8 protein-coding genes are annotated in these 12516 nt (G+C 46.3%); 6 read left to right on the top strand and 2 right to left on the bottom strand.

Annotation, left to right across the window (positions count from 1 at the left end; all coding sequences use genetic code 11):
• Positions 1–33: 33 nt before the first annotated feature.
• The gene (gene typA / locus R8N49_RS08230) at positions 34–1863 is read right to left on the bottom strand and encodes a translational GTPase TypA (protein ID WP_005379276.1); all 1830 of its coding nucleotides are present in this window, start codon (positions 1861–1863) and stop codon (positions 34–36) included.
• Between the two features lie 530 nt (positions 1864–2393).
• Here typA and glnA point away from each other — a divergent pair.
• The 6 genes from glnA (at position 2394) to add (ending at position 11021) form a co-directional block, all read left to right on the top strand.
• Entirely contained in the window at positions 2394–3803 is a 1410-nt protein-coding gene (gene glnA / locus R8N49_RS08225) for a glutamate--ammonia ligase (RefSeq protein ID WP_005379275.1), read from the top strand.
• A gap of 195 nt (positions 3804–3998) precedes the next feature.
• Positions 3999–4580 (top strand): DUF4124 domain-containing protein, encoded by a 582-nt coding sequence (locus tag R8N49_RS08220; protein WP_064353518.1) that lies wholly within the window; start codon positions 3999–4001, stop codon positions 4578–4580.
• Between the two features lie 132 nt (positions 4581–4712).
• The gene (gene glnL, locus R8N49_RS08215) at positions 4713–5759 is read left to right on the top strand and encodes a nitrogen regulation protein NR(II) (RefSeq protein WP_017821940.1); all 1047 of its coding nucleotides are present in this window, start codon (positions 4713–4715) and stop codon (positions 5757–5759) included.
• Positions 5760–5816: 57 nt separating this feature from the next.
• The gene (gene glnG, locus R8N49_RS08210) at positions 5817–7220 is read left to right on the top strand and encodes a nitrogen regulation protein NR(I) (RefSeq protein ID WP_005379267.1); all 1404 of its coding nucleotides are present in this window, start codon (positions 5817–5819) and stop codon (positions 7218–7220) included.
• 102 nt (positions 7221–7322) lie between these two features.
• Entirely contained in the window at positions 7323–9869 is a 2547-nt protein-coding gene (locus R8N49_RS08205; protein ID WP_186584550.1) for an EAL domain-containing protein, read from the top strand.
• A gap of 147 nt (positions 9870–10016) precedes the next feature.
• Entirely contained in the window at positions 10017–11021 is a 1005-nt protein-coding gene (gene add, locus R8N49_RS08200) for an adenosine deaminase (RefSeq protein WP_005382965.1), read from the top strand.
• A 69-nt stretch (positions 11022–11090) separates the two neighbouring features.
• Here add and hemN read toward each other — a convergent pair whose 3' ends face one another.
• A complete protein-coding gene (hemN, locus tag R8N49_RS08195) occupies positions 11091–12482 on the bottom strand; it encodes an oxygen-independent coproporphyrinogen III oxidase (protein WP_017821952.1) in 1392 nt (463 codons plus the stop codon).
• Between the last annotated feature and the right edge of the window lie 34 nt (positions 12483–12516).

Genomic DNA, 12516 nt, shown 5'->3' with positions numbered 1-12516 from the left:
AGGCTTCTTCTTAATTGAATCGCTTAACGAAAATTATTTCGCGCCACGAGAAGCACGCTTACGGTCGCTTTCCGTTAGGAACTTCTTACGGATACGGATGCTTTCAGGCGTTACTTCTACTAGCTCGTCGTCATCGATGAATTCTAGTGCTTGCTCAAGAGTCATCTTGATTGGCGGAGTAAGAACCTGTGCGTCATCTGTACCTGATGCACGAACGTTGGTTAGCTGCTTACCTTTCAGTGCGTTTACCGTTAGGTCGTTGTCACGGCTGTGAATACCGATAACCATACCTTCGTAAACTTCAACACCGTGACCGATAAATAGACGACCACGCTCTTGAAGGTTGAACAGTGCGTTAGTTAGCGCTTTACCCATCGCGTTCGCGATTAGTACACCGTTTACACGTTGACCGATGTTACCGCCTTTGTGAGGGCCGTAGTGATCAAACGTATGGTAAAGAAGACCTGAACCTGAAGTCAGTGTCATGAATTCCGTTTGGAAACCGATCAGACCACGTGATGGCATAACGAAGTCCATACGCACACGACCTTTACCGTCTGGAGACATGTCTTTCAGCTCACCTTTACGTAGGCCGATGTTCTCCATGATGCCGCCTTGGTGCTCTTCCATTACGTCGATAGTTACCGTTTCGAACGGTTCCATCAACTGACCATCTTCTTCTTTGATGATTACTTCTGGACGAGATACCGCAAGCTCAAAGCCTTCACGACGCATGTTTTCGATCAGGATAGAAAGGTGAAGTTCACCACGACCTGATACGCGGAATTTATCTGGATCGTCTGTTTGCTCAACGCGTAGTGCAACGTTGTGTACCAATTCCTTCTCAAGACGCTCAAGGATGTTACGTGACGTTACGAACTTACCTTCTTTACCCGCGAATGGAGACGTGTTTACTTGGAACGTCATTGTTACTGTTGGTTCATCAACAGACAATGGTGGTAATGCTTCTACTGCGTTTTGTGCACAGATAGTGTCAGAAATTTTCAGCTCGCCAAGACCAGTGATTGCGATGATATCACCCGCGTTAGCTTGTTCCACTTCGTGACGCTCTAGGCCAAGGTAGCCCATTACTGTACCCACTTTACCGTTGCGAGTTTTACCGTCAGCACCAATAATGGTTACCTGCTGGTTTGGCTTAACGCTACCACGAGTTACGCGAGCCACGCCGATAACACCAACGTAAGAGCTGTAGTCTAGCTGAGAAACTTGCATCTGTAGTGGACCATCAAGGTCAACATTTGGCGCGTCAACAACATCAACGATAGTTTGGAATAGTGGTTCCATGTTCTCGCCAGTTTCGCCTTCTTCTAGAGAAGCCCAACCGTTAAGTGCTGATGCGTAAACTACTTTAAAGTCTAGCTGGTCATCAGTTGCACCTAGGTTGTCGAACAGGTCGAACACTTGGTCCATAACCCAATCAGGACGTGCGCCAGGGCGGTCAATCTTGTTGATTACAACGATTGGTTTTAGACCGTGAGCAAACGCTTTTTGTGTTACGAAACGCGTTTGAGGCATTGGACCATCAACTGCGTCAACGATAAGTAGTACAGAGTCTACCATCGACATGATACGCTCAACTTCACCACCGAAGTCCGCGTGTCCCGGAGTATCTACGATGTTGATACGGTAATCGTTCCAGTCGATTGCTGTGTTTTTAGCAAGAATGGTAATACCGCGCTCTTTCTCGATGTCGTTCGAGTCCATGACTCGCTCTTCAGCTTCACCGCGAGACTCAAGCGTGCCTGATTGTTGTAGCAGCTTGTCAACCAACGTGGTTTTACCGTGGTCAACGTGCGCGATGATCGCGATATTTCTTAATTTATCAATCTGTGGAGTAGCCATGGATATTGATTCACTTAGATAGATGAAATGCCCCCACGCTGAGAACGGGTGCTCTCTGGCGACATTTGCTGATTAAAAAAACGGCCATAATGTACCAGATTTTAGCAAAAAGCCTAGAAATATGTGATCTACTCCCGAGCATTTCTGCGATTTTTACGCTTAATGCCCATTTTCTTCCTCAGAACGAATTGATTAAACGCAACTTTATTCTAATCGATGCATAATTCAAATTGACTCTTGCTCAAAAACTGGGCTGAATACGCAATGTATCTGTCACATTATGGTGCAACAATGATTTTTAGCACCATAATAGTGCAATCAAAGATCATTTTGGTGCAAGCAACTGCACCAAACTAGCATTCAAAAACACAATTGCTTGAAATTAATGGAATATTTTTTTTGGCACGGTTTTGGCTTTAGTTAAAACAGCATCGATTAATGAAAAGTCAAATTGATTAATCAATGCCAGGTTTCATGAATAATTCATAAATCGAGCTTTTACCGCTTATTAACACTGGAGGTTATCCAAGATGTCAGTAGAAAACGTTCTATCGCTGATCCAAGAAAACGAAGTTAAGTTTGTTGACCTACGCTTCACTGATACAAAAGGTAAAGAGCAGCACATTTCGATCCCTGCTCACCAAATCGACGCAGACTTCTTCGAAGAAGGTAAAATGTTCGATGGTTCATCAGTTGCTGGCTGGAAAGGTATCAACGAATCAGACATGGTAATGATGCCTGACGCATCTTCTGCTGTGCTTGACCCATTCACGGAAGACGCAACACTAAATATCCGTTGTGACATCTTAGAGCCTGCAACAATGCAAGGCTATGACCGTGACCCACGCTCTATCGCAAAACGCGCTGAAGACTTCATGCGTTCTACAGGTGTTGCAGATACTGTACTTATCGGTCCTGAGCCAGAATTCTTCCTATTTGATGACGTGAAGTTCTCGACAGACATGTCAGGCTCTTTCTTCAAAATCGACGACGTAGAAGCGGCATGGAACACAGGTTCTGACTACGAAGAAGGTAACAAAGGTCACCGTCCAGGCGTTAAAGGTGGTTACTTCCCAGTAGCTCCAGTAGATTCATCTCAAGACATCCGTTCTGCTATGTGTCTAGTAATGGAAGAAATGGGTCTTGTTGTTGAAGCGCACCACCACGAAGTGGCAACGGCGGGTCAAAACGAAATCGCAACTCGTTTCAACACGCTAACAACCAAAGCTGACGAAATCCAAATCTACAAGTATGTTGTACACAACGTTGCTCACGCGTTTGGTAAAACAGCGACGTTTATGCCTAAACCACTTGTTGGCGACAACGGCAGCGGTATGCACGTTCACCAGTCTCTAGCAAAAGATGGCGTAAACCTATTTGCTGGTGACAAGTACGGCGGTCTATCTGAAATGGCGCTTTACTACATCGGTGGTATCATCAAACACGCTCGTGCAATCAACGCATTCGCTAACCCATCAACAAACTCGTACAAACGTCTTGTACCAGGCTTCGAAGCACCAGTAATGCTAGCTTACTCAGCGCGTAACCGCTCTGCTTCAATCCGTATCCCAGTGGTACCAAGCCCGAAAGCACGTCGTATCGAAGTTCGTTTCGGTGACCCAGCGGCGAACCCATACCTATGTTTCGCAGCAATGCTTATGGCTGGTCTTGACGGTATCAAGAATAAGATCCACCCAGGCGAAGCGATGGATAAAGACCTTTACGATCTTCCAGCTGAAGAAGCAGCAGAAATCCCAACTGTTGCATACTCACTAAAAGACGCGCTAGCAGAGCTAGATGCTGATCGTGAGTTCTTAACAGCGGGCGGCGTATTCTCTGACGACTTCATCGATTCATACATCGACCTTAAGTCTCAGGACGTAGAGCGTGTGAACATGACAACTCACCCTGTTGAGTTCGAACTTTACTACTCTGTGTAAGGTCGACACTGTGTAAAATGTAAACACAGCAATAAAATATTAGGCTCGCCTCGCAGGCGGGCCTTTTTTGTATTCGCCAGTCAAGCTTCGACGTTTAACATGAGAGGATAATAAAAATACACTTAGAATTTTTCCTTACAGGTCAAAGAGCTAAGCCATTGAAACGTGAAATCATCGAACAAGAGAAGGTGAGCAATGAAAGTTCAGCTTATTCCATCACTGTGTGCACTCAGCGGATTGTTAATCGCCTCTATCGCCTTCGCGCAGGTCGCGTATACGTGGGTAGATGAAAATGGCGTGGTTCACTTTAGTGATACACCAAACAAAGGAGCAAAAGCGATCGCACTGCCAAACCTTGAAGCCAGCGCACCAGCTCCTGAGGTAGAAAGTACTGAATCGCTCGCACCTCAGACTACGCCATCTACTGCATCACAAAACAAGCCAGAGAAAACAACCGAGAAGCCTCTTCCATTACAACTCTCGATGCTGACTCCCAAGCACAACGAGACCATCCGCAGTAATCGAGGCATCATCAATATTCAATTAGAAACCAATCGCAAGCTTGGTATCGGTGAGCAATTGCAATTGTTACTCGATGGAAAACCTTATGGTGCACCACAAAACCATATAGTGTGGCAGTTAAACAATATTGACCGAGGCACTCACACACTTGCTGTGCACGCGAAAAGAAGCGGCAAGCTTATTGCATCTACTAGCCCTATAACGGTGCATTTACATAGAGCAAGTGTTAAGCCGACCGTAAAAGGGGCAAAATAGAATATCTGGTGAAAAAAATCACATCACAGCGGTGCTTTTCACTTTTTCTTCTAAGATTTATTCGCCATACTTAACGTTCAATTGCACCATTATTGTGCATCGCACAATCTTAAAGCAAAACAAGGACGTAATGTGGATACCAGTCTTCCTAGTGCCATTCTCAACAATATGGTGACAGCAACGCTGATTCTTGATGATGGATTGGCCATCCGTTATGCCAATCCGGCTGCCGAATTGCTGTTTTCTCAAAGCGCCAAACGAATTATTGAACAATCACTTTCTCAATTGATTCAGCATGCGTCGCTGGATCTCGCGCTGCTCACTCAACCGTTGCAAAGTGGCCAAAGCATCACCGACAGTGACGTCACTTTCGTTGTTGATGGCCGCCCTTTAATGCTAGAGGTGACGGTTAGCCCTATCACTTGGCAAAAACAGTTGATGCTTCTGGTCGAGATGCGCAAAATTGATCAGCAGCGCCGACTCTCTCAAGAACTGAACCAACACGCCCAACAACAAGCGGCGAAGCTGTTAGTCCGAGGGCTTGCACATGAGATCAAAAATCCGCTTGGCGGCTTACGCGGTGCGGCGCAATTGTTAGAAAAAATGCTGCCAGAGCCCTCTCTCACCGAATATACACACATCATCATTGAGCAAGCAGACCGTTTAAGGGCGCTCGTGGATCGATTACTAGGACCGCAAAAGCCAGGTAAGAAGACACAAGAGAATCTGCACCAAATTCTTGAAAAGGTTCGCCAACTGGTTGAATTAGAGTCACAACGCTCAATCATCATTGAACGAGATTATGACCCAAGCTTGCCAGAGATTTTGATGGATACAGACCAAATCGAACAGGCAATGCTTAATATCGTCAGCAACGCCGCACAAATTCTTAGCCATCAAGAACACGGGAAAATAACCATTCGCACCAGAACGGTGCACCAAGCCAATATTCACGGCAAACGCTGTAAACTCGCTGCTCGTGTCGAAATCACAGACAACGGCCCAGGTATTCCACCGGAACTACAAGACACGCTGTTCTATCCCATGGTCAGTGGCCGCGAGGGAGGAACTGGATTAGGGCTATCTATTTCGCAAAATTTGATCGACCAGCACAATGGAAAAATAGACGTAGAAAGCTGGCCTGGTCACACAACATTTACTATTTATCTGCCGATCTGATTGCGCTAATGGACTTCAAGTCGCGTCAGTTTTTCGGTTTGCTGCAAGGATTACTACATGAGTAAAGGATATGTTTGGGTCGTTGATGACGACAGTTCAATTCGCTGGGTAATGGAGAAAACGCTCTCCTCTGCCAACATCAAATGTGAAACCTATGCCGATGGAGAAAGCGTGTTAATGGCGCTCGAACGCGAAGTGCCGGATGTTCTAGTATCAGACATTCGCATGCCAGGTATTGATGGGTTGGAGCTACTAAAACAAGTACAGCGCGATTACCCAGACCTTCCCGTGATTATCATGACCGCACACTCAGATTTAGATGCGGCAGTGAATGCGTACCAAAAAGGTGCTTTTGAATATTTACCAAAACCTTTTGATATTGATGAAACCTTAACTCTGGTTGAGCGAGCCATTGCACACAGCCACGAAAACAAACGCGAGCAGCTCTCTCCAGAAGACATTCCAGCAGAAACGCCTGAAATTATCGGTGAAGCACCAGCGATGCAAGAGGTGTTTCGCGCCATTGGTCGTCTTTCTCGCTCCTCTATTTCAGTCTTGATTAACGGTGAATCGGGCACGGGTAAAGAACTCGTTGCTCATGCACTGCACCGTCACAGTCCACGTGCTAACAAACCTTTCATTGCGCTCAATATGGCGGCGATTCCCAAAGACTTGATTGAATCAGAACTATTTGGCCACGAAAAAGGCGCGTTTACGGGGGCAAACAATGTTCGTCAAGGACGATTCGAACAAGCCAATGGCGGCACTCTATTTTTAGACGAAATCGGCGACATGCCATTGGACATTCAAACTCGTTTACTACGCGTTCTAGCTGACGGGCAGTTTTATCGAGTGGGCGGTCACTCTCCGATTAGTGTCGATGTACGAATTGTCGCGGCAACACACCAGAACTTAGAAAAGCTGGTGCACGAAGGTGACTTCCGTGAGGACCTCTTTCATCGCTTAAACGTGATTCGCGTTCAGATCCCGGCACTGCGTGAGCGTAAGCAAGACATTGAAAAGCTTACACAGCATTTTCTTATCCGTGCGGCTGATGAGCTTGGTGTGGAAACAAAAACTCTCCACCCGTCGACTGTAGAGATTCTTAACCGCCTTGATTGGCCTGGCAACGTGCGTCAATTAGAGAATATTTGCCGTTGGTTAACCGTTATGGCCAGTGGTAGCGAGGTGTTACCAAATGACTTGCCAAGCGAACTACTCGAAGAGAAAAAATCCATTTCAGACTCTGCACATGGTAGTTGGCAAGAACAATTGGCGGATTGGGCACGGCATTCACTCGCAGCAGGAGATAAAGAACTACTTTCTTACGCTTTACCAGAATTTGAACGCATTTTATTAGAAGCAGCCTTAGAGCACACTAAAGGTCATAAGCAAGATGCCGCTAAAGTATTAGGCTGGGGGCGAAATACACTCACCAGAAAATTAAAAGAATTGTACTGACAATCACTTACGTGGTGCGTTAACAACGAGCGTCGTTTGTCACTCGATATTAATAAAAACATCAGTACAATTGTGGCGCACCACCATCTATGTGATTAGGCGATGTCTACTGCTACGACTCAAATTACACTGCGTACTGCTGTTCTGATTCCATTTGTCATGATCTTCTTACTGGCGATCGGTGTCGTTGTCTACGTCCAAAAACAAAGTTACGAAGAAGTGGTCACGGATATCAGTGACAAGCAACTTTCCGTGTTAACCGAAAGTGTCCACGACCACCTCAATAGCTATCTACGTAAGCCTTTTACTGCGGTTATGGCTCTCGCGCACAACGTCAGCTATCACAACCTTTATCGCCCTCACGATACCTCAGACATTCAAAACTACCTGCTGAGTGCATTCAAAAATCTTTACCAATCGATACCGCAGTTGGATGTAATCGCATTTGGTTCAGAAAACGGCGACTTTGCAGGCTTTCGCCGCGAGCTTTCCGACGATTACACCTTAATGGTGCAAGATCGCTACACCGATGGTGATCTGGTTATTTATGGAACCAACCATGTGAGTAACAACATTCGAACGGTTATCTCCCAATACGATCCTCGCACTCGCCCATGGTATAAGCCCGTTGCAGAGAGCCAAAACGCCACTTGGTCTGAAATTTATACCAACGCTGATGAACGCCAGGATATTACGCTATCAGCCATGACGCCGGTGTACAAACACGACCAATTTGCTGGTGTTTTGGTGACAGACATTCGTATCAATACATTCAACGAATTCCTGCGCGAGTTAAAATACAACACTAAAGCGTCGGTCTACATCATGGACCCAGATCATCGTTTAATCGCTCACTCAGGCCCGGGAAGCGTCATCTCATGGGGCACAAAATTTTCGGATAAAGGGCAGCGTTTGCTTGCCGCTGAAAACGCAGACCCGATCATCAAAATCAGTGCGAGCCGAGTCCGGTCTTTCGATCTCAACAACACCAAGCAACCTTATACTTTTTCATTTGAACATGATGGCCAACGTATTTTCAGTCGGCTAACCCCGTATCGAGACCAAGACGGCTTAACATGGTTTATCGGCACCTCCATTTCGGAGTCTGAGCTTCTCGGCCTGTTACCAAAAAGCCAGCAAGAGAGCTGGCTCGTTGGCATTATTGTAAGCCTATTTGGTATCGCCATCAGTTGGATCATTTTCAACCGAGTTACCAGACCAATTAACGCGACGGCCGCCGCCGCTCAGCACCTGGCAAATGGGGATTGGGATAGCGGCATGCCAAAGCCTGGTTATGTGTATGAGACAACCGTACTGGTTCATGCTTTTAATGAAATGGCGAACAATCTAAGAGCTTCATTCAAAGCATTGCGTGAACAGTTGGTTTATGACTCTCTGACACGCTTATATAGTCGTCAGGGTTTGGTCGAAATCTGTGAAAATCAGTCTGATCTTTGTCACGGCAGTTTATTTTTACTTGGTATCAACAAATTTAGAGATATCAACGACAGTGTGGGTCATCACAACGGCGACCAGCTGTTGGTCAGCATCGCTGAAAGGTTAAAACAGCAGTTTCGTGACAACGCATTATTGGCTCGGATTGGTGGTGATGAGTTCGCGGTGTTTCTCTCAAATGTCGACACTGAAACCAAAATTAAACAAACCGAGCGTCGATTACAGCAACTCTTTTCCACCCCATTTATGGTGGAAGGCGAGAATGTAGTGATGAAGATTTCACTTGGTATTGTACAAACCCAGCCAAACGAAACCATGCCTTTATGGTTACGCAACGCCAGCATCGCATTAAGTTACGCCAAACAAGACTCACTGACTGGTGTTTGTCACTACAGCCCAGAACTAGCGAGCGCTTCAAAGTTTCGTACGCAAATGCTGACCAAGATCCAAACTGGCATTGAAAACCGAGAGTTTATTCCTCATTACCAACCGATTGTGGATCTCGTCAGTGGCACAGTGTGTGGCGCCGAAGCACTTGCGCGTTGGCATAGCGACTCAGGTATGGTGTCACCATTAGATTTTATCCCAATCGCGGAAGAAAGCGGCATGATCAAAGCCATCGGCCAACAGATTCTGTTACAAGCTTGTCGCGACACTTACCAAGCGATCGAAAGCAAACAGTGGCCGTCGGACTTCCAACTGCATGTGAATATCTCCGTTAATCAACTATCTTGCCCAAGTTTTGTTGATACGGTGACAAGCGTATTGGATATCACGAAATTACCAGCAAGTAACCTCACACTAGAGATCACAGAATCACGCATCATTGATAGCGCACCGACCACACTAGAAAATATGACTAAGCTGCGTGAAATGGGTATTGGTATCGCGATAGATGACTTTGGCACCGGTTACTCATCACTGGGTTACCTCCACTCTCTACCGTTTACTTGCTTGAAGATTGATCGCACCTTCATCAATCAACTCACGCAAGAAAACTTAAACAGTTCAGTCGTCGCTGCCGTCATCAATATCACAGCAGGTCTCAAAACTAATGTCGTCGCGGAAGGTGTCGAGGATAGCAATCAAGCACAATTACTCCGCTCTTTAGGCTGTAATCAGGTGCAAGGCTTCTACTACAGCCGCCCTATGCCACTAGAAGAATGGCCAACACATTTGGTGAACATGAAGTAGAAAAGAGCGAGAATCGTTGATTTCCTAGTCATCCTCTACTGACAATCTACCCAACTGTTATTTATACTTAACTGCAAATCTTACCCATGTATTGTCACAGATGATGTTTGGGCCCTGTTCCAGTTCATAACTATCCGGATCGACAAAATGATAACGAAGAACCTTCCTCTTACTGATTTGCACCGTCACCTCGACGGTAACATTCGTACTAAAACGATTCTTGAGCTAGGCCAAAAGTTTGGCATTGCCCTACCAGCGTACGATATTGAGTCTCTCACTCCTCACGTTCAAATTGTCGAAGCGGAACCCTCTCTTGTTGCTTTCCTTTCTAAGCTCGACTGGGGTGTTGCTGTACTGGGCGATCTAGATGCGTGTCGTCGTGTCGCGTACGAAAACGTAGAAGACGCGCTAAACGCACAAATCGATTACGCAGAGCTGCGTTTCTCTCCTTACTACATGGCGATGAAACACAAGCTACCAGTAGCGGGGGTTGTTGAAGCCGTCGTGGACGGTGTGCAAGCGGGTATGCGCGATTTTGGCGTGAAAGCCAACCTGATCGGTATCATGAGTCGCACATTTGGCACTGACGCATGTCAACAAGAACTGGACGGCATTCTGAGCCAGAAAGATCACATCGTTGCCGTCGACCTTGCGGGTGACGAACTAGGCCAACCGGGTGATCGCTTTGTGTCTCACTTCAAGCAAGTACGCGATGCTGGCCTTGGGGTAACGGTCCATGCTGGTGAAGCAGCAGGTGCAGAGAGCATGTGGCAAGCAATCAATGAGCTGGGCGCAACTCGTATCGGTCACGGCGTAAAAGCGATTCACGATCCAAAACTGATGGATTACCTAGCAGAAAACCGCATTGGTATTGAATCTTGCCTGACGTCAAACTACCAAACAAGTACGGTAGAAACGCTAGAAAACCACCCTCTCAAGCAGTTCCTAGAGCATGGCGTTCTTGCGTGTTTGAACACTGACGATCCAGCGGTTGAAGGTATCGAACTGCCATACGAATACGAAGTAGCGGCACCAGCCGCTGGCCTGAGCCAAGACCAGATTCGCCAAGCGCAAATCAATGGCCTTGAGATTGCGTTCCTTTCAGAAGCAGAAAAATCGGAACTGAGAGAAAAAGTAAAAGATCGCGCTTAAATCCAGCGAAAACATAAAAAAATGCCAGCATCTGCTGGCATTTTTTATATCTTGAATCTGTATCTCTGATTAAATAACACGAGAGAACTGTTGCTGACGTGCCTTTGCTCGTAGGTATTTATCGAAGCTCATACAAATATTACGGATCAACAAACGACCTCGCAGCGTCACACGAATTTCATTATCATCCACTTCCACCAGCTCATCGTTAATAAAGGTCTGAAGTAGCTGCAAATCTTCTTTAAAGTACTGTTCAAACCTCACTTTAAACTCAGACTCAATGGCTTTCTTGTCTAACTTGAAGTTACAAATCAGCTGCTTAATCACTTCACGACGGAGCAAATCATCGGAGTCCAGAGAGACCCCTTTCCATAGAGCGTGACGAAGTTCGTTGACTTGAGCGTAGTATTTCTTCAGCTCTTTCTGGTTTTGCGCGTACGCATCGCCGATCATCGAGATTGCAGAAACACCAAAGCCAACCAAGTCACATTCACCTTGTGTGGTGTAGCCTTGGAAATTGCGATGCAAAATACCTTCGCGCTGGGCAACAGCAAGTTCATCGTCCGGCAAAGCAAAGTGGTCCATACCGATAAATTGGTAGCCAGCATCAGTCAGTGTCGCGATGGTGTCTTGCAGAATCGCCATCTTCTCTTCTGCCTTTGGCAGATCTTCGTCTTTAATCTTACGCTGCGCTGCAAATAGCTGTGGCATGTGCGCGTAGTTAAACACGGATAGACGGCCCGGCTGCATCTCTAGCACTTGTTCTAGAGTCTTGGCAAAAGATTCTTTGGTCTGCTTCGGTAAACCGTAAATCAAATCTAGGTTCGTCGAACGAAAGCCTAACTCTTTTGCGCGCGCAACCATCGCAACGATGAACTCTTCATCTTGCTCACGATTCACCAGTTTTTGCACTTCTTTGTTGAAGTCCTGAACACCGATGCTCAAGCGATTGAAGCCTTCACTACGCAGATGATCCAGCATGGTCAGCTCGATTTCACGCGGGTCAACCTCGATACTGATTTCAGCATCGCTACTAAAAGTAAACTCTTGGCGTAGCAGGCTCATTACACGCGTGATTTGCTTTTCAGAGAGAAACGTCGGTGTACCACCACCAAAATGCAATTGCGTCACGGTGCGACCAACAAGTAATGCAGCACGTTGACGAATTTCGTGTTCAAGCACGTCGAGGTATTCATCCGCTTTGTGCGAGTGGCGCGTAATGACTTTATTACATCCACAGTAGTAACAAAGCTTGTGACAGAACGGAATGTGTACGTACAGCGATAATGGGCGTTCTGGGTATTGAGTGCATGCCATATCATAATCAGAAATGGTGAACGCTTCATGAAACTCCAGCGCCGTTGGGTACGACGTATAACGAGGCCCGGAATAGTTGTACTTATCCAATACCGCTTGATCCCAGACGATTTGCTGTTTCGATTCAGTGTGTTGATTCGACATGGTGGTACTTTCCGTTAAATGCTAGGGCAACGAA

Source organism: Vibrio sp. 1978 (genome assembly GCF_033344345.1).
The sequence above is the reverse complement of the archived record's forward strand: the minus strand, read 5'-3'. Positions and strand labels throughout refer to the sequence as shown.